This is a genomic window from Sphingopyxis granuli (assembly GCF_001559015.1).
Classification (GTDB): domain Bacteria; phylum Pseudomonadota; class Alphaproteobacteria; order Sphingomonadales; family Sphingomonadaceae; genus Sphingopyxis; species Sphingopyxis granuli.
This window is the reverse complement of record NZ_CP012199.1, coordinates 2,098,814-2,117,598: the sequence shown is the minus strand read 5'-3', so window position 1 is coordinate 2,117,598 and position 18,785 is coordinate 2,098,814. Positions and strand designations below refer to the sequence as shown.

At 68.1% G+C, this 18,785-nt stretch carries 17 protein-coding genes; 12 read left to right on the top strand and 5 right to left on the bottom strand.

The window, feature by feature from the left end:
* Position 1 precedes the first annotated feature (1 nt).
* The 5 genes from SGRAN_RS09800 to lexA all read left to right on the top strand — a co-directional run bounded on the left by SGRAN_RS09800 (position 2) and on the right by lexA (position 4,305).
* Entirely contained in the window at positions 2-1,066 is a 1,065-nt protein-coding gene (locus SGRAN_RS09800) for an alpha/beta fold hydrolase (protein ID WP_067183096.1), read from the top strand.
* Positions 1,067-1,128: 62 nt separating this feature from the next.
* Complete coding sequence (locus SGRAN_RS09795; RefSeq protein WP_067183093.1) at positions 1,129-1,719, top strand: anthranilate synthase component II; 591 nt, start codon at positions 1,129-1,131, stop codon at positions 1,717-1,719.
* Positions 1,716-2,714 carry an anthranilate phosphoribosyltransferase gene (gene trpD, locus SGRAN_RS09790; protein ID WP_067183090.1) on the top strand — a complete coding sequence of 333 codons (999 nt, stop codon included), beginning with the start codon at positions 1,716-1,718 and terminating at the stop codon, positions 2,712-2,714. The genes SGRAN_RS09795 and trpD overlap by 4 nt, the downstream gene beginning before the upstream one ends.
* A 31-nt stretch (positions 2,715-2,745) precedes the next feature.
* Complete coding sequence (trpC, locus tag SGRAN_RS09785) at positions 2,746-3,531, top strand: indole-3-glycerol phosphate synthase TrpC (protein ID WP_067183087.1); 786 nt, start codon at positions 2,746-2,748, stop codon at positions 3,529-3,531.
* 99 nt (positions 3,532-3,630) lie between these two features.
* On the top strand, positions 3,631-4,305 hold the full coding sequence (gene lexA / locus SGRAN_RS09780; protein ID WP_067106468.1) for a transcriptional repressor LexA: 675 nt from the start codon (positions 3,631-3,633) through the stop codon (positions 4,303-4,305).
* Here the strand turns inward: lexA and SGRAN_RS09775 are convergent.
* On the bottom strand, positions 4,259-6,418 hold the full coding sequence (locus SGRAN_RS09775; RefSeq protein ID WP_067183084.1) for a ComEC/Rec2 family competence protein: 2,160 nt from the start codon (positions 6,416-6,418) through the stop codon (positions 4,259-4,261). The two genes, lexA and SGRAN_RS09775, sit on opposite strands and share 47 nt — an antisense overlap.
* A gap of 68 nt (positions 6,419-6,486) precedes the next feature.
* Here SGRAN_RS09775 and gltX point away from each other — a divergent pair, with 68 nt between their 5' ends.
* Positions 6,487-7,941 (top strand): glutamate--tRNA ligase, encoded by a 1,455-nt coding sequence (gene gltX / locus SGRAN_RS09770; protein WP_067183081.1) that lies wholly within the window; start codon positions 6,487-6,489, stop codon positions 7,939-7,941.
* 39 nt (positions 7,942-7,980) lie between these two features.
* A complete protein-coding gene (locus SGRAN_RS09765; RefSeq protein WP_067183078.1) occupies positions 7,981-9,264 on the top strand; it encodes a citrate synthase in 1,284 nt (427 codons plus the stop codon).
* A gap of 81 nt (positions 9,265-9,345) precedes the next feature.
* On the opposite strand, the gene SGRAN_RS09760 is transcribed toward SGRAN_RS09765, so the two are convergent.
* The 3 genes from SGRAN_RS09760 to SGRAN_RS09750 are packed head-to-tail and all read right to left on the bottom strand — an operon-like array spanning position 9,346 to position 12,897.
* Complete coding sequence (locus tag SGRAN_RS09760) at positions 9,346-10,713, bottom strand: sensor histidine kinase (protein ID WP_067183075.1); 1,368 nt, start codon at positions 10,711-10,713, stop codon at positions 9,346-9,348.
* Positions 10,710-11,624: a hypothetical protein gene (locus SGRAN_RS09755; protein WP_067183073.1), complete on the bottom strand. Its 915-nt coding sequence runs from the start codon at positions 11,622-11,624 to the stop codon at positions 10,710-10,712. Before SGRAN_RS09755 ends, SGRAN_RS09760 begins: the two co-directional genes overlap by 4 nt.
* 58 nt (positions 11,625-11,682) lie before the next feature.
* The gene (locus SGRAN_RS09750) at positions 11,683-12,897 is read right to left on the bottom strand and encodes a hypothetical protein (protein WP_067183071.1); all 1,215 of its coding nucleotides are present in this window, start codon (positions 12,895-12,897) and stop codon (positions 11,683-11,685) included.
* Between the two features lie 376 nt (positions 12,898-13,273).
* Here SGRAN_RS09750 and SGRAN_RS23140 point away from each other — a divergent pair, with 376 nt between their 5' ends.
* From SGRAN_RS23140 to SGRAN_RS09730, 5 genes are all read left to right on the top strand, one after another.
* Positions 13,274-13,396 carry a hypothetical protein gene (locus SGRAN_RS23140; protein ID WP_311880697.1) on the top strand — a complete coding sequence of 41 codons (123 nt, stop codon included), beginning with the start codon at positions 13,274-13,276 and terminating at the stop codon, positions 13,394-13,396.
* Between the two features lie 39 nt (positions 13,397-13,435).
* The gene (gene gyrA, locus SGRAN_RS09745; RefSeq protein ID WP_067183069.1) at positions 13,436-16,180 is read left to right on the top strand and encodes a DNA gyrase subunit A; all 2,745 of its coding nucleotides are present in this window, start codon (positions 13,436-13,438) and stop codon (positions 16,178-16,180) included.
* Entirely contained in the window at positions 16,177-16,485 is a 309-nt protein-coding gene (locus SGRAN_RS09740; protein ID WP_067106476.1) for a DUF952 domain-containing protein, read from the top strand. The genes gyrA and SGRAN_RS09740 overlap by 4 nt, the downstream gene beginning before the upstream one ends.
* A gap of 127 nt (positions 16,486-16,612) precedes the next feature.
* Entirely contained in the window at positions 16,613-17,455 is an 843-nt protein-coding gene (locus tag SGRAN_RS09735; RefSeq protein WP_067187013.1) for a TauD/TfdA dioxygenase family protein, read from the top strand.
* 50 nt (positions 17,456-17,505) lie between these two features.
* Positions 17,506-17,967, top strand: a complete 462-nt coding sequence (locus SGRAN_RS09730; protein WP_067183066.1) for a host attachment family protein — start codon at positions 17,506-17,508, stop codon at positions 17,965-17,967.
* 48 nt (positions 17,968-18,015) lie between these two features.
* Here SGRAN_RS09730 and SGRAN_RS09725 read toward each other — a convergent pair whose 3' ends face one another.
* Positions 18,016-18,690: a lysoplasmalogenase family protein gene (locus tag SGRAN_RS09725; RefSeq protein WP_067183063.1), complete on the bottom strand. Its 675-nt coding sequence runs from the start codon at positions 18,688-18,690 to the stop codon at positions 18,016-18,018.
* Positions 18,691-18,785: the final 95 nt, after the last annotated feature.

The following is an 18,785-nucleotide window of genomic DNA, read 5'->3' as shown; positions in this document are numbered from 1 at the left end:
CATGCTGAAATATCTCGCTCCGCTCGCCCTGCTGATCGGCGGCATCGCCCCGACCCACGCCCAGACGGTTGAAGGTGCCGTCGAAGGCGATGCGATCCTTAAGGATTTCACCTTCGGCACGGGCGAAAAGCTGCCCGAGCTTCGGCTTCACTATACGACGCTCGGCAAGCCGCAGCGCGACGAACGGGGCCGTGTCACCAACGCCGTGATGATCCTCCACGGCACCGGCGGGACCGGGAAGCAGTTCTTTCAGCCCCAGTTCGCCGACGAGCTTTTCGGCCCCGGCCAGCCGCTCGATACGAGCAGATATTATATCATCCTGCCCGACAATATCGGCCATGGCGGCTCGTCGAAGCCCAGCGACGGCCTGCGGATGAAATTTCCCCGCTACGATTATGACGACATGGTCGCCGCGCAGCACCGCATGCTCACCGAAAAGCTCGGCGTGACGAAGCTAAAGCTGATCCTCGGCACCTCGATGGGCTGCATGCACGCCTTCGTCTGGGGCGAGACGCATCCGGGTTTCGCCGAAAGGCTGGCACCCTTCGCGTGCCTGCCTGTCGAGATTGCCGGCGTGAACCGGATGTGGCGCGCGCTGTCGATCGACGCGATCAAGGCCGATCCGTTGTGGAAGGACGGCAACTACACCGATCCGCCGCTCGCGGGTCTGCGCACCGTGGCCTCGCTCATGCTGATTGCGGGCTCCAATCCCTATGCCTTGCAGGCGCAATATCCGACGCGTGCCGCGGCGGAGGCTTACAAGGATCAGGCGTTCGCGCGCACCTTCGCTCGCGGCGATGCAAATGACACGATCTATCAGCTTGATTCGTCGCGCAATTACAATCCCTGGCCGAACCTCGAAAAGATCACCGTGCCTATGCTGTGGATCAACTCCGCCGACGATTTCATCAACCAGCCCGGCTACGGGATCACCGAAAAGGCGGCGGCCCGCATGCCCGGCGCGACATTCGTCCTGATCCCGGCCAGCCCCGAAACGAAGGGCCACAGCACGCATAGCTGGGCGAAATTCTGGAAGGGCGACCTCGTGAAACTGATGGCGGAGTGATCGACCGCCGGAAATCTTCTATCCCTTCCCCTCGCCTCTCAAAAGCGATACGGCCCGCCGCCATGATCCTGGTCATCGACAATTACGACAGCTTCACCTTCAACCTTGTTCATTATCTGATCGAACTGGGGGCAGAGGTGCGCGTCGAACGCAACGATGCGCTCACCGCAGCCGAGGCGCTGGCGAGCGGCGCCGAGGCGATCCTCATCTCCCCCGGCCCCTGTACCCCGAACGAAGCCGGGATCAGCCTCGATCTCGTCGCCGCCTGCGCCGATGCGGCGCGACCGCTGCTCGGCGTGTGCCTCGGTCATCAGGCGATCGGCCAGCATTTCGGCGGCACGGTGCAGCGCGGCCACCTGATGCACGGCAAGACCTCGCCGGTATGCCACGACGGCACCGGGCTGTTCGCCAGCCTGCCCTCGCCGCTCACCGCGACGCGCTATCACAGCCTCGAGGTGGTCGACATTCCCGCCGCGCTCGCGATCAATGCGACGAGCGACGACGGCGCGGTGATGGGCTTTCGCCATGTCGATCTGCCGATCCACGGCGTGCAGTTCCACCCCGAGAGCATCGCCACCGAGCACGGCCACGCGATGCTCGCCAATTTCATGCGGCTGGCGGGACTGCCGGTCGCCGAGCGGCAGGCGGCATGAGCCGCTTCGGCCCCTTTCCCGACCCCGCCCGCTTCCTCGAGCCCGACGAGGCGGCGCATGCCTTCGCGACGATGCTCGACGGCGGCGGCCGCGATGAGGACGTCGCGGATTTCCTCTCCGCGCTTTCGGATCGCGGCGAGACGATGATCGAGATCGCCGCCGCGGCGCAGGCGATGCGCGAGCGGCTGATCCCGATCCGGGCGCCCGCGGGCGCGATCGACGTCTGTGGCACCGGCGGCGACGGCCACCACACGCTCAATGTCTCGACCGCGGTGTCGATCGTCGTCGCGGCGTGCGAGGTTCCCGTCGCAAAGCACGGGAATCGCGCCGCTTCCTCGAAATCCGGCGCGGCCGACACGCTCGAGGCGCTCGGCCTCGACATGGAGCGCGCCGGGCGGATGGCGGAGGCGCAGCTTGCCGACCTCGGCATCTGCTTTCTCTTCGCCGCCAACCATCATCCGGCGATGAAGCGCATCCAGCCGATCCGCCAGGCGCTGGCGCGCCGCACCATCTTCAACCTGATGGGGCCGCTCGCCAATCCGGCGCGCGTGACGCGCCAGCTCATCGGCATCGCGCGCCCCGCCTATGTTCCGGTCTATGCCGAAGCGCTGCACCGTCTCGGCACCGACCATTCGCGCGTCATTTCGGGCGACGAGGGCCTCGACGAGCTGTCGCTCGCGGGCGGCAACGAGGTGGCGGTGGTGACGCCCGACGGCGTGCAGATGCAGCGTAGCACCGCGGCCGACGCCGGCCTGCCCTCGCATCCGATCGCCGCGATCCGCGGTGGCGACGCCAGCTATAATGCCAGGGCCTTGCGCGACCTGCTGCAGGGCGAGCACGGCCCCTATCGCGACGCGGTGCTCTACAACGCCGCCGAGGCGCTTGTCGTCGCGGGCGCGGTCGACCGTCTCGTCGACGGGGTCGAGGAAGCCGCCGAGGCGATCGACAAGGGTCTTGCCAACGCGCTGCTCGATTGCTGGATCGCTTACCGATGAACGACGCCCAGTGCCCGGAAAAGCATTCCATATGAACAAATTGACCGAAATCCTCGCCACCAAGGCCGAAGAGGTCGCCGAACGCCGCAAGAGCCGGTCGGTGACGCAGCTCGATGCGATCGACGCGGGCGCGGTGCGCGGTTTCGCGGCGGCGCTGGAAAAGAAGATCGCCGCGGGCGGCTTCGGCCTGATCGCCGAAATCAAGAAAGCTTCGCCTTCCAAGGGCCTGATCCGCGAGGATTTCAATCCGGCGGATCACGCGCGCGCCTATGAAGCCGGCGGCGCGGCGTGCCTGTCGGTGCTCACCGACGCACCGTGGTTCCAGGGGCATGAGGAATTTCTGATCGCCGCGCGCACCGCCTGCGCCCTGCCGGTGCTGCGCAAGGATTTCATGATCGACCCATGGCAGGTCGCCGAAGCGCGCTCGATCGGCGCCGACGCGATCCTGATCATCGTCGCCGCCCTCGACGACGGGCCGATGCGCGAGATCGAGGCGGCCGCCCTCGAACGCGGCATGGACGTGCTGGTCGAGGTACATGACGAGGCCGAACTCGACCGCGCGCTCACCCACCTCCGATCGCGCCTGATCGGCGTCAACAACCGTGATCTTCGTACCTTCGAGACCGACCTTGCCGTCACCGAACGGCTCGCGCAGCGCGTTCCGCCGGGCACGTTGCTCGTCGGCGAAAGCGGCATCGCCGCCCATGCCGACTGCCAGCGCCTCGCCTGGAGCGGCGTCCACGCCTTTCTGGTCGGCGAAAGCCTGATGCGGCAGGCGGACGTGACTGCGGCGACCCGAACGTTACTGGAGGGCTGAGGACGTCCTAGGCTCAGGCCGTTCTGTCATCGCTTGACAAGTTCCGCTCTGTTCCACTATCGTTCTCTATATGTCCATTGACAGCATGGAGACCGAGAGATGTTGACCGCGAAGCAGCACGAACTGCTCCACTTCATCCAGCAGCGCCTCGACGCGAGCGGAATTTCGCCCTCGTTCGAGGAGATGAAGGATGCGCTCGGACTCAAGTCGAAATCGGGCATCCACCGGCTGATCAGCGCGCTCGAGGAGCGAGGCTTCCTGCGCCGCCTGCCCAATCGCGCCCGCGCGCTGGAAGTGCTCAAGCTGCCCGAGGCGGCGAAGGCACCGGCGCGCGACACCGTCGTGCCGCTGCGCAAGCCGGCGCCGGCGTTGAAGCCGATCGCCGCCAACGACATCATCGAGGTTCCGCTGCACGGCCGCATCGCCGCCGGCGTGCCGATCGAGGCGTTCGAGGATCACAACCAGCTTTCGGTTCCCGCCGCGCTGCTCGGTGCGGGCGAGCATTATGCGCTCGAAGTGTCGGGCGATTCGATGGTCGAAGCGGGGATTCTCGACGGCGACTATGCGCTGATCCAGAAGGCGAACACCGCGCGCGAGGGCGACATCGTCGTCGCACTCGTCGACGGACAGGATGCGACGCTCAAATATTTCCGCCGCGAAGGGCCGATGATCCGGCTCGATCCCGCGAACAGCGCCTATGAACCGCAGCGCTACGAGGCCGAGCGCGTCATCGTGCAGGGCCGCCTGTCGGGATTGCTTCGTCGTTACCACTGACCTGTTGCGGTCGTCGCCATGGATGCGCGTCGCCGGCGCGCAGCGCGGTGGCGACATGCGGCCGCTCGCCCAGATAGAGCGCAAGACCGCCGCTCGCTTCCAGACTGTTGCGGTCGATCGTCAGCCAGCGCCCGATGCATTCGCGTGGCAGCCAGCGGTCGCTGATCACCACGTCGGCCGCGGCGCAGGCGGCGGCCATGGTGCGTCCATCGATGCGGTCGCGGCCGCGCGCGGCGAGGATGATGCGCCTTATCGCACCCTGCCCCTGCTGCCAGCGGCAGAAATCGTCGTTGCATTCGACATGGTCGAGATCGGCGAGCGCGGCGAACGGGGCGTCGATCCCTGCCGCCTCGGCCATAGAATCGCGGATATAATCCCCCGCCCGCGCGCGTAGCAGCGCATAGCCGCCGCCGGGAACCGCCGCGGCGATGTGGCGTCCGTCGCCGGAGATCAACAGGTCGGGGCGCGGCTGCGCGAGCAGGATGGCGGCCCCCGCCAGCAGCGGCACCACCCCGGCGAGCCGCCAGCGCGTCTGCCACAGCAGCAGCCACAGGCCGCCGAATAGCGCGAGTGCGAAGCCGCCCGGCGGAAAGCTGGGCAGCGTCGCGACGGCTCCCGGCGCCGAAGCGACCCGGTGGGCGAGCGCGATCAGCAGCCGCAGCGCCTGTTCGGCGACCCACCAGAAGGGCGCGCCGAGCCCGACGCCGTCGAACAGCAGCGCCAGCGCCTCCATCGGCATGATGACGAAGGTCGTCAGCGGGATCGCGACGATATTGGCGAGCGCGCCATAAAGCCCCGCCTTGTGGAAATGGAACAGTGCGATCGGCGCCAGCGCGACCTCGACGACCAGCCCCGTCAGCAGCAACCCCGCCGCGGCGCGCAGCAGACGAAGCGCCGTGCCTTCGTCGCGCTGCGCCAGGAACGCGCGCATCCAGCGGCTTTCGTGCAATGCGATGATCGCCGTCACCGCCGCGAAGCTGAGCTGGAAGCTGGGTCCGGCGAGTGCTTCGGGGCGCCACAGCAGCACGAGCAGCGCACCCGCCGCGACGAGGCGCAGCGTGATTGCCTCGCGCCCCATCAGGAAGGCGGCGAGCACGAGCAGCGCCGCGATCAGCGACCGCAGTGTAGGCACTTCCGCTCCGGCCAGCCAGGTATAGCCCGCCCCGGCCAGCGCCGCCGCGGCGGCCGCCAGCGGCAACACATGGCCCGCCAGCGCAAGGCGCCGGCTCAGCCCGAGCAGCCGCATCGCGAGCAGCATCACGAAACCGATCACCGCGGTCACATGCAGGCCGCTGATCGAAAGCAGGTGCGCGAGCCCGCTGCGGCGCATTGCCTCGTTATCCGCCTCGGCGATCGCGCCGCGGTCGCCGGTGACGAGCGCCGCGGCGACACCGCCGGGCGATCCCGGCACCGCGGTGTGGATATGTGCGCTGAGCCGCGCGCGCAGCGGCTGGCGTCGCTCGTCCGCTCCGCGCGCGCGCGCGACCTCTCCCAGCACCGTCCCGACCGCACCGATGCCGTCGAACCAGGCGCGCTGGGCAAAGTCGTAGCCGCCGGGCAGGTTGGCCGCCGGCGGCGGCATCAGCCGCGCGCGCAGGCCGATCGACTCGCCGGGTGCGATTCCCGCCGCGCGCTCGCCGCTCAGCGTCAATCGGATGCGCGGCGGCAGGTCGGCGCGCCCGTGCGGCCGCACGATCATCCGCACCGTGCCGCGCGCCGGCAGCGGCTCGACGCTTTCGACCACCGCCGAAAATTCGGTCGTCGCCGGATAGGCGAGCACCGGCGCCGCGACCCACTCGGCACGCGCCCAGATCAGCAGCAGTCCCACAGCCATCGCACCGCAGGCGATCGCAAGACTGCGCCCGGTCCGCCGCTGCCAGCCGATCAGCAAGCCGCCGCAGACGCCGCCGCCAAGAAGGAACAGCGCCCCGATCCAGTGCGCCCGCGCCGGCGCCGCGAACCACAGGCCGATCCCCGCCGATAGCGCGACCGGCAGCCACAGCCCCAACCGCTCGCGCTCGCGGTCGAGCCGGTCCTCCAGCCACGCGAAGGCGCGCCGCAACGCGGCGGCCGCGCTTTCCCCAATGGGCGTTTGAAGCCTCCTTGTCGCCATGCTAGGGGCTGCCCCGACATCGTCCCCGGTCCCCGCCCGGGGCCGCAAGGTGAGTGAAAGAGGCCAGAGTGGCAACCGAAAACAAGACCGATCCCGCCGAAGCGACCGGCACCGACGTGGTGACGCGCTTCGCGCCCTCCCCGACCGGCTTCCTCCATATCGGCGGCGCGCGCACCGCGCTGTTCAACTGGCTGTTCGCGCGGCACCATGGCGGCAAGTTCCTGCTCCGCATCGAGGACACCGACCGCGCGCGTTCGACCGAGGCCGCGATCGACGCGATCCTCGACGGGATGCGCTGGCTCGACCTCGACTGGGACGGCGACGCCGTCTTCCAGTTCGCGCGCGCCGGCCGCCATGCCGAGGTCGCGCAGGAACTGCTCGCGAAGGGCGCGGCCTATCGCTGCTATCTGACGCAGGACGAGCTGGCCGCGATGCGCGCCGAGGCGCAGGAGAAGCGCGTCCCGTTCCGCGTCCGCAGCCCGTGGCGCGACCGCGACGACGGCGATCCCGCCGCGCCGCACGTCATCCGCCTGCGCGCGCCGCAGGACGGCGCGGCGACGATCCGCGACCGCGTCCAGGGGGAGGTCACCGTCCAGAATGCCGAGCTCGACGATTTCATCCTGCTGCGCAGCGACGGCACGCCGACCTATATGCTGAGCGTCGTCGTCGACGACAACGACATGGGCGTCACCCACGTCATCCGCGGCGACGACCATCTCAACAACGCCTTCCGCCAGCGGGCGCTGATCCACGCGATGGACTGGCGCGAGCCGGTCTATGCGCATGTGCCGCTGATCCACGGCGCCGACGGCGCCAAGCTGTCGAAACGGCACGGCGCGCTGGGCGTCGACGCCTATCGCGACGAACTCGGCTACCTGCCCGAAGCGGTGAACAATTATCTGCTCCGCCTCGGCTGGGGGCACGGCGATGCGGAGATCATCAGCCGCGAACAGGCGATCGAGTGGTTCGATCTCGCGCATGTCGGCCGCTCGCCGTCGCGCTTCGATTTCAAGAAGCTCGAGAATCTGAACGGCCATTATATACGCGAGGCCGACGATGCGCGGCTCGCCGGCCTTGTCGCGCCACGCGTCGAGCGGCGCATCGGGCGACCGCTGGGCGATGCCGGACATGCGGTACTGGTGCGGGCGATGGATGCGCTCAAGCCGCGCGCCAAAACACTGGACGAGATTGCCGAAGGCGCGCTCTTCCTGTTCGAGACGCTGCCGCTGCAAGTGGACGAGAAGGCCGCAGGGCTGCTAAGGGATGCGCCCGAAGGCCTGCTCGCCGATGCCACCGAAAGGCTGCGGGTACTGACCGGCTGGAACGCCGAAGATATCGAGGCGGCGGTCCGCGAGACGAGCGAGTCGGCCGGAGTCGGGCTCGGCAAGCTGGCCCAGCCGCTGCGTGCCGCGCTGACCGGACGGACGGTATCGCCGGGAATTTTCGACGTCCTGCTGCTGCTGGGACGCGATGCGAGCCTGGCACGACTTGACGCAGCGCACAATTTTCCGGCAGGGGCGTAGCCGCAACGGCTCCCGCCCTTACAGATCAGGGGAAGAACAATGACCGACATCGCAAAAATCACCCTGGGCGACAAGACCGTCGAAGATCCGGTGCTGAAGGGCACGGTGGGTCCCGATGTCGTCGACATCCGCAAATTCTATGCCCAGACCGGCGCCTTCACCTATGATCCCGGCTTCACCTCGACCGCGAGCTGCGAATCGAAGATCACCTATATCGACGGCGACGAGGGCGTTCTGCTCCATCGCGGCTATGCGATCGGCGATCTCGCCGAACATTCGAGCTTCATGGAGGTCGCCTACCTGCTGCTCAACGGCGAGCTGCCGACCGCCGGCGAACTGGAAAAGTTCGACAACACCATCACACGCCACACGATGCTGCACGAACAGCTCGCGACCTTCTATCGCGGGTTCCGGCGCGACGCGCATCCGATGGCGATCATGTGCGGCATCGTCGGCGCTCTGTCGGCCTTCTATCACGATTCGACCGAGATCCACGATCCGCACCAGCGCATGGTCGCCAGCCACCGGCTGATCGCGAAGATGCCGACGATCGCAGCGATGGCCTATAAATATGCGGTCGGCCAGCCCTTCGTCTATCCGCGCAACGACCTCGGCTACACCCACAATTTCCTGCGCATGACCTTCGGTGTCCCGGCCGAGGATTATGAGGTCGATCCGGCGGTGGTGCGCGCGCTCGATCGCATCTTCATCCTTCATGCCGACCATGAACAGAATGCTTCGACCTCGACCGTGCGCCTCGCCGGTTCGTCGGGCGCAAATCCCTTTGCCTGCATCGCGGCGGGCATCGCCTGCCTGTGGGGCCCGGCGCATGGCGGCGCCAACGAGGCCGCGCTCAACATGCTGCGCGAGATCGGCCGCCCCGAGCGCATCCCCGAATATATCGCGCGTGCGAAGGACAAGGACGATCCGTTCCGCCTGATGGGCTTCGGCCACCGCGTCTACAAGAATTACGATCCGCGCGCGACCGTGATGCAGAAGACGGTGCGCGAGGTGTTCGCGGCGCTGAACGTCAACGACCCGGTGTTCGACGTCGCGCTGCAGCTCGAGGAAATGGCGCTCAGCGACGATTATTTCGTCGAGAAGAAGCTGTTCCCCAACGTCGATTTCTATTCGGGCGTGATCCTGTCGGCGATCGGTTTCCCGACGACGATGTTCACCGTGCTGTTCGCGCTCGCCCGCACCGTCGGCTGGGTCGCGCAGTGGAACGAGATGATCTCCGACCCCGCGCAGAAGATCGGCCGCCCGCGCCAGCTCTACACCGGCGCGACGCAGCGTCCTTATGTGTCGGTGGAGCAGCGCTGAGCTCATTCGGCGCTCAAGCTACCGCTGGGTTCCGCGTCCCCGCGAAGGCGGGGGCGCAAGCCATCGCCCCCCGCTCTGGTCCTAATCCCGCGCCGGCAGGCTCAGCGTGAAGCGCGCGCCCTGTCCCGGCGCGCTGTCGACGGTCAGGTCGCCGCCCATCGCGCGAGAGAGACGGCGCGCGATGTAGAGGCCGAGCCCCGATCCGCCGCTGTCGGTGCGGCCGAGCCGCTCGAACTTCTCGAACACCATATCCTGCTGATCCGTCGCAATCCCCTGCCCCTGATCGGCAACGGTCACGGTCGCGCGGTCGCCCTCGCGATCGACGCGAATCCATATCTGCGAATTTTCAGGCGAATAGCGGATGGCGTTGCCGAGCAGGTTGAGGAGCACCTGCAACACGCGGCGGAACTCGCCCCACGCGGGTGCCTTGTCGTCGAGACGCGGCACGTCGATGCGAATCCCCTTCTCTTCCGCCTTCATGCCGAGCAGTCCGACCGCACGGCGCGCAAGATCGCCGAGGTCGATCTCGTCGCGCGCCGCGCGAAAGCCCGGCCGCTCTATATTCTGGAGGTCGGCAAGGTCGTCGACGAGCCCGAGCAGGTGGCGCCCCGCATGCGCGATATCGCCGGCATAGCGGGCATAATCGGCGCGGATCGGACCGTCGAACTGCCCCGAAATCGTCTCGGCCGTCGCGATGATCCGGCTCAGCGGCCCGCGCAGCGCGCCGTCAACGCGGCGGCCGAACTGCGGGTCGGACAGCGGCAGCGATCCGAAGGCAGGATCGACACGCGCCGGCGCGGCCGCATCCGCCGCCGCCCCTTCATCAGGCGTCGCGATACCGCGAAAGCCGGTGAAACGCCCGGTCGCATCGAACAGCGCCTCGCCCGACAAGTGCATCGCTAGCGGACCTTCCTCCCCCTCGACACGCACCCGCTGGTCGGCGAACGGCACCTGCCGTGCCAGCGCGCGCAGCACGGGAAAGCGACCATCGCCGTCGGGCTGCAACTCGAACAGTTCGGACAGCGAATGGCCGGCCCAGCCGCCGGGGATCGCCGGGGCTTCCGCACCTGCACGCAGGGCGACCATGCGCAGATGCTGATCGCACTCCCACGCCCACCCTTGCGGCTCGACCGCATAGGCGATCGCTGGCCCCTGCGGTTCGGTGGTCGGGCGGGCGCGCCAGTCGCTGATTTCGAGGCTCGCGCCGTCGGCATCGGGCAGGATGCGGACGAGCGCAAAAATGTCGCTGTGATCGTCGGCGGCGTGAAGCGGGCGGCTGACGTCGCGCTGCAGCCGTTGCGCGAGCGCGACCAGCCGCGCCAGATGTGGCAGGGCCAGCGGCCGATTCAACCCGCCGCCCGCGCGCTGCTGAAGGCGCAGCAGCGGTGCGTCGCCGTCGACCAGCGCGCCCGACCGGTCGACCCGGCCCCGGACGATCCGCTCGCTCATCCTTCTCCCTCCGGTGCCCCGGCAAGCGCCCTGGCGGGCACGCGCGCCAGCGATGCCTCGATCGGGGCGATCGCCCCGTGGTCGATCCGCAGCGGCGCGAGCAGTGGTGGCAGGGCGGCGGCCTCCGCGCTCACCAGCGCCAGCGCCATTTCTCCATAGGGACGGCGATGCGCGGCAGCGGCAAGGCCGATCAGCGCGGGCCAGTCATGGCGCATCGCCGCAGCGGCGGCGGCATCGGACAGCGCCCCATCCGCGACAAGCGCCGTGTGATAGGCGGCGGCGGCGGCGTCAATCCCGCTTTCAGGTGCCTGACGCGCCGCGGCGGCGCAGGCCGCGTCATCGAGCTCGGCGACTGCGTTCGTATCCACGCCTGCGTGTGCCTGCCACTCCACGACGTCACCCAACAGCGCGCGATAGATTTCGGGGTCGAGGTCCGCGACCGCGATGCAGGGATTGCCCAAAGCATCGAAGCGGCGCCGGTCGGCGATCGTCAGGTCGAGATAGGCCTTGTCGACTGGTGTAAGCGGTGCCTGCGGAGCGGCCGGGGGCACATCCGCCGCGCCCTCGTCGCTGGTGCCGTCGACGGGCGAAGACGTATCGCGGTGCGGCGCCGGCAGCGCACGCCAGCGATGCTCTTCCGCGCGCGCGAAACAGGGCGCGGCGAGCCGTTCAGCGCCGGGCAGCCCCTGCGCCAGCCAGTCGCGCCACAGCACCGCCGCATCGATTCCCGCACCGAGCGCCGCGGCCGCCTCACCGACGAGCCGGCGCGCGATCCCGAGAGTCAGCGCGCGCTGTTCCTCGGTCAGCCGGTCGGTCAGCGGCGCCGCCAGATGCGCGGCAACCTCGCCGAGACGCGCCGACAGCGTCAGCGACGGCAGGGCGATGCCGGAAAAGGCGGAAGAGTCACTCATGCGACTGTCGCCATAGCAGCATGGCGTTAATGCGCCCTAAACCTTCCAGCGCTTTGGTTTAGCGGGGTTCCGGCCGGCGCGCGAGGCGCAACCACAACAGGATCTGGAACAGCGCCAGCAGCGGCAGGATCGCGAACATCAGCGGCGCGATTCCCAGAATCAGCGCTGGCGCCAGCAGAATCCACGCCTCGTCGGTGTCGGGAAGCAGCCAGTGGAAGCGGCGCGTCTTTCCCGAATCTTCATAGAGCCAGCGCGCGAGCAGGATCGTCGCGGCGAGACAGGGCGCAAGTGCCGCCTCCGCGAAGCGCGGCATCAGACGATCGGGTCCGCCGAGCGACACCAGCCACGGATAGGCGCCCAGAAGCAACCAGCCGAAGGTGCGGATCACGCCGCGCACCCGGTTCTGCGCCGCGCTTTCGGCGCGAAAGGCGGCAAGGAAACGCATCGCCGCGAGGCCGAGCCCGCCGAGAATCGCCACCAGCGCCCCCGCCGCCGCCAGCCCGCCGGCGGCAAGCAGCGCGACGGCGACCCACAGCAGCGCGGTCACATAGGGTAGATAGCGCGCGGTGCGGGGCGAACGCACCAACAGCGGCCCGGCCAGCCGCACCAGCGGCATCATGATCGCCGAGCGCCCCAGCCCCATGCCGCCATATTCGACCTGTTGCAGGCTCGATTGCTCGATCAGCGCCGCGGTGGGCCGGTCGGCGACGATCGCGATCTCCCCCTGTTCGAACAGCGCGGGTTCGCAATAGAGGCGGCGCGCACCCGACTGCACCGCGAGGCGCAGCAGCGTCAGCATCATGTCCCACTCGCCCGGCATCGAGGCGAGATCGGCGACCATCGTGTCCGAAATGCAGGCGAGCCCGCCCCAGCGCCGGGTCGCATCGATCCGCTCGAACCCTTGCGTCAGCATCGTGTCGCCGGTGACGAGAATTGCGGGCGCGCCCGGACGCGCGATCGCGGCATAATGGGTTCCGCCCGCGCGCAATCCGTCGGCGACCAGGATGATGCGGTCGTCCGGCTGGACAAGCGCCATCAGGTCGCCGGCCGTGCGGACCGGCGTGATCTTGAGCCCACGGCGGCGGATGCGGTCGCAGGTCGCGAGCAGTTCGGCGGGCACCGCGCCCACCGCCACCGCGACATGGGTGACCCCGGCATCGGCGAGACGCGCCGCCTGTCGCTCGATCAGCGTCTCGCCCGCGATCGCGACGAGCGCGCGCAGCCCCCCGTCGGGCAGCGTTTCGCTGGCGCCGACGAGCGCGATCAGGGCCACCGGCACCCCCCAGGCTGGCAAAAGACCATCGTCCGCGAACCTTTAGGGGCCGACAGGCGATTGGCAAGCAGCTTGTCCGCCGCCATGACGCCACGAAAAGGCGCGGAAGGGCGCCGCTTCGGGCGAGTTCGATCCTTTCCGCCTCGTCACCCTGAACTTGATCGGCATATGTGCCCTTCAGACACGTAAGGCGTGTTCCCCGGCGAAAGCCGGGGCCCAGATGGCGCTGCCCCGCGTGGCCCCCGGCTTTCGCCGGGGAACGGTTACCTGTCCGAAAGGGATAATTGCCAACTTGGTTCAGGGGCCACGGCCTGCCCTCGAAACAGGCGCAACGCGGAAGGAGCGGCTCCGCCATGGATGCTGAAACGAGTTCAGCATGACGAAGCTGGAGCAGTGGCGTTTTGCCCGAAATCGCCCGCATGATCGCAAACCGGATACTCGCCAAAAAATCAGCGAGAATCGGGCCGAATCGCTGGCATTCTCTGGCTCCATAGGCTAGGCCGGAACCACCTCCCGAAAGAAGAAAAAAGGCCGGGTCTTGACCGAAGAAAATACGCCTGTTCCGCCGTCCGAGGACGGCATTTCGCCGATCAATATCGTCGACGAAATGAAGACCAGCTATCTCGATTACGCGATGAGCGTGATCGTCAGCCGCGCGCTGCCCGACGTGCGCGACGGGCTGAAGCCGGTGCATCGCCGCATCCTCTATGCGGCACAGGAAGGCGGCTTCATTCCCGGCCGCCCGTACAAGAAATCGGCGAAGATCGTCGGCGACGTGATGGGCAATTACCACCCGCACGGCGACAGCGCGATCTATGACGCGCTCGCGCGGATGACGCAGGACTGGTCGATGCGCGTGCCGCTCATCGACGGCCAGGGCAATTTCGGATCGATGGACCCCGATCCGCCGGCGTCGATGCGTTATACCGAGGCGCGCCTTGCCAAGGCGGCGATGTCGTTGCTGGGCGACCTCGACAAGGACACGGTCGACTTCCAGCCCAACTATGACGCAAGCCGCGAGGAGCCGCAGGTTCTGCCGGCGCGCTTCCCCAACCTGCTCGTCAACGGCGCGGGCGGCATCGCGGTCGGCATGGCGACCAACATCCCGCCGCACAATCTGGGCGAGGTGGTCGACGCCTGCCTGGCGATGATCGACCGCCAGCTCGAGGGCGGGACACCGCTGTCGACCGAGGAACTGATGCAAATCGTCCCCGGTCCCGATTTCCCGACCGGCGCGATGATCCTGGGTCAGGGCGGCGCGCGCAACGCCTATGCGACCGGTCGCGGCTCGATCATGATGCGCGCGACGCACGAGATCGAGGAAAGCCGGGGGCGCGGCGAAGGGCGCCGGTCGATCGTGCTGACCTCGATTCCCTTCCAGGTCGGCAAGTCGGGGCTGGTCGAGAAGATCGCCGAGGCGGCGCGCGACAAGCGGATCGAGGGCGTCGCCGACATCCGCGACGAATCGAACCGCGACGGCGTGCGTGTCGTCATCGACCTGAAACGCGACGCGACGCCCGACGTGGTGCTCAATCAGCTCTGGCGGCATACCCCGGCGCAATCGAGCTTCCCCGCCAACATGCTCGCGATCCGCGGCGGCCGCCCGGAGATGCTGGGGCTGAAGGACATACTGACCTCCTTCATCGCCTTCCGCGAAGAGGTCATCACCCGCCGCTGCAAGTTCGAACTCGCCAAGGCGCGCGACCGGGCGCACATCTTGCTCGGGCTCGTCGTCGCGGTGTCGAATCTCGACGAGGTCGTCCGCATCATCCGCGGCTCGCCGTCGCCCGCCGCGGCGCGCGAGGCGCTGCTGCTGCGCGAATGGCCGATCGGCGAGATCGCGCCCTATATCCGCCTTGTCGAGGCGATCGAGGGCGAGATGGAGGCCACCGCCACCTATCGCCTGTCGGAAATCCAGGTGAAGGCGATTCTCGACCTGCGCCTGCACCGGCTGACCGCGCTCGGCCGCGACGAGATCGGCAATGAACTCAAGGAGCTGGCGAGCGAGATTGAGGAACTGCTTTCGATCCTCGCCGACCGCGTCAAACTCTATGGCGTGATGCGCGAGGAGCTGGTGCAGGTGCGCGCGGAGTTCGCGACGCCGCGCCGGACACTGATGGCGCCCGCCGCCGACGGTATCGACGACGAGGATCTGATCGAGCGCGAGGAGATGGTCGTCACCGTCACCCTCGACGGCTATATCAAGCGCACCCCGCTCGACACCTTCCGCGCCCAGCGCCGCGGCGGCAAGGGCCGCGCCGGCATGGCGACGAAGGACGAGGATGTCGTCACCGAATTGTTCGTCACCTCGACGCACACGCCGGTGCTCTTCTTCTCGACGCTCGGCAAGGTCTACCGGCTCAAGGTGTGGCGTTTGCCCGAGGGCGGGCCGGCGACGCGCGGCCGGCCGATGATCAACCTGCTGCCGCTGGCGCAGGGCGAGACGATCTCGACCGTCCTGCCGCTGCCTGAGGACGAGGCCGAATGGGGCGCGCTGCACGTCATGTTCGCGACCGCGAAGGGCAGCGTGCGCCGCAACAGCATGGACGCCTTCACCAACGTGCCGTCGAACGGCAAGATCGCGATGAAGTTCGAGGGCGAGGACGAGGACGACCGGTTGATCGGCGTCGCGCTGCTGGGCGATAACGACGACGTGCTGCTCGCCACGCGGCAGGGCAAGGCGATCCGCTTCGCCGGCGACGAGGTGCGCGCCTTCCAGAGCCGCAATTCGACCGGCGTGCGCGGCATGAAGCTGGGCAAGGACGACGAGGTCATCTCGCTGTCGATCCTCCATCGCGGCGGAATGCGCGATCAGGACGAACGCGAGGATTATTTGCGCTTCGCGCCGTGGAAGGCCGAAAAGGAAGGGTCGCCCCAGATGAGCGAGGAGCGCTTCGCCGAACTGGCGGGACGCGAGCAGTTCATCCTGACCGTCTGCGCGGGCGGTTATGGCAAGCTGTCGTCGGCCTATGAATATCGCCGCACCGGCCGCGGCGGCCAGGGCATCACCAACATCGACAACATCCGCCGCAACGGGCTGGTCGTCGCGAGCTTCCCCGCGACGCAGGCGCATCAACTGATGCTCGTCACCGATCAGGCGAAGCTGATCCGCATGGGCCTCGACAGCCTGCGCGTCATCGGCCGCGGTTCGGCCGGCGTGCGCCTGTTCGACGTCGCCGAGGGCGAGCAGGTCGTCTCGGCCGCGCTGATCGAGGACAGCGACGAGGAGGAGGCGGTCGAAACCGCCGAGGCCGAAACCGCGACGGAGGCGCCCTCGGAATGAGCGCCGCGACGGCCTTCAAGGTGCTGACCGCACAGCAATGGGCCGATTTCGAGCGCGAGCATGTGTTCCGGGGTGCGCCGGTCGATATCGCCGACGGCTATATCCACCTGTCGACCGCCGAACAGCTCGACGAAACGCTGGCGAAGCATTTCGCCGGCCAGACCGACCTGCGCATCGCCGAAATCGACCTGACCCGGTTCGGCGATGCGGTGCGATGGGAGGAATCGCGCGGCGGCGCGCTCTTTCCGCACCTCTACGCCGAACTGCCGATGCACGCGGTGGTGGGAGTGCGGACGCGCGATTGACGGGGTCGACCCCTTCGGGATGGAGAATGACCCCTGAAACAGGTTCAGGGTGACGACGGCTGGAATATCCGTCTCGGGCCGGATGCACTCGATTGACCCCACGCCCCGATTGGCGCAGCATCCCGCCATGACGCTCACCATCACCCCCAGCGGTCAGGCGTGCGGCGCGCGCGTGACGGGCGTGGACCTGACGCAGCCGCTCGCGCCCGCCACCGTCGCCGAAATCCGCGCCGCATGGCTCGACCATCATGTCCTCGCCTTCCCCGACCAGAAGATGAGCGATGACGATCTCGAACGATTCACCGCGTCTTTCGGCGGCTTTGGCGACGATCCCTTCATCAAGCCGATCCCCGGCCGTGCGCACATCATCGCGGTGAAACGCCGCGCCGACGAGACCGCACCGCTGTTCGCCGAAAACTGGCACAGCGACTGGAGTTTCCAGGCGCGGCCGCCCGCGGGCACCTGCCTGTTCGGCATCACCATCCCGCCGGTCGGCGGCAACACCGAATTTTCCAACCAGCATGCCGCGCTCGACGCCATGCCCGACGGCCTGCGCCGGCGCATCGAGGGCCGCGATGCGATCCACAGCGCGCGCGGCGGCTATGCCCCCTCGGGCATGTATGGCGCGCGCGACGCCGGCCGCAGCATGGACATCCGCTCGGGCGAGGAAGCGATGGCGACACAGCGTCACCCATTCATTCGCGCGCATCCCGAAACCGGCCGCGAGGGCCTGTTCGGCTGCGCGGGCTATATCATCGGCGTCGAGGGGATGGACGATGCCGAGGCGCAGCTCCTGCTCTACGAATTGCTGCAATGGCAGGGGCGCGAGGAGTTCCGCTACAGCCATGTCTGGGAGCCCGACATGCTGCTGATGTGGGACAACCGCTCGGTCCTCCACCGCGCGACCGGCGGTTACGACGGTCACGACCGACTGCTTCACCGCACGACGATCGCGGCGTGGGACGGATAGGGAAACCAGATCGACAGGCGAGGCGTTGGTCGGGCAGGAAGGAAGCCATCATGACGATTGCCCATAACACCCTCGTTCTCGTTGCCGACGGCCGCAAGGCGCTGATCCTGCGCAACCATGGCGACGAGCAGCAGATCGACCTGCGCACCGAAACGCACCGCGAGCGCGAGGATCGCAAGGACAGCGACATCAAGACCGCACCCGCCGGCCAGTCGCCCGCCCCGGCCGGAACCGGTCTGCCCGGCGGCACGATGGAGGAACCCGATTTCCACCAGCAGGAAGAGGACCGCTTCGCGCGCGATCTTACCGAAAGGATCAACGCGATGGCGCTGGCGGGCGAATTGGACGCGCTCGTCGTCGTGGCCCCGGCGCGCACCATGGGGGTGCTGCGGCCGCTCTGGCACAAGGAGGTCGCCGCGCGCATCGTCGGCGAGCATGTCAAGGAGATGACCGACCGCCCGACCCCCGATATCGAGGCGCTGCTAATGAACGAGGCCGCCCCGCCCGCCTGACGGTCAAAGGGGCCGCAAGGAGGGATTGCGGGCCTTATCCGTTGGCCGTCACCCCGCCCGCGCTTCGCTCGACAGCGTCTTCACGACGCCCCACGCGATCAACGCCTGTCCGGCGAAATAGAACGGCCAGACGAGCCACAGCGTGACCCCCTTCGGCAGCGCGCCGCCCTCGCCCGCGAAGATGAAGAGATCGCTCGCCAGGAACAGCATCGCTCCGATCCCGGTGCGATAGCGCGGGAAGCGGCTGATCCACGCGCAGGCCGCCATCGCCGCGACGATCGCGGTATAGGCAAGCGCAGCCCCCATCAGGTCCGCGGGCGCGGCGCGCGTCAGGCCCCAGGCGATGAGCAGCGCCAGCGGCACCACCAGCACGGCCAGCAGCGTCTGCGACCGCGATGGGTCCTGCCGCCGATTGCGAAGATAAAGCACGATCGCGATTCCGTGCCCCGCCGCGAAGGCCGCCGCACCGACGAGCATGCCGATCGCATCGAGCATCCAGTCGCCGAGCGCCCCGAAACCAAGCGCGGCCGCGATCAGCCAGCCGTTCGTGCCGCGCGCATTGGCGGCCGCCCACAGCGCGAGGAAACCGACGCCGGTCGCCTTCCACGCCCAGATCGCCGGACCGTCCCAGCGCTGATACACCGCGATGAAAAAGCTGATCCCGCCGATCAGCGCGAGGATCCACAGCCAGCGCGCGCGATCCCAGCCCTGTTCTCCGCTCATCGTCCGCCCCTTTGCATCTCGTTGTCTACCGCCTAGAGCATCGCGTCATTGATCGGCTCCATCCCCGATCTCCTGCGCGGCAGACCTCGCTCAAG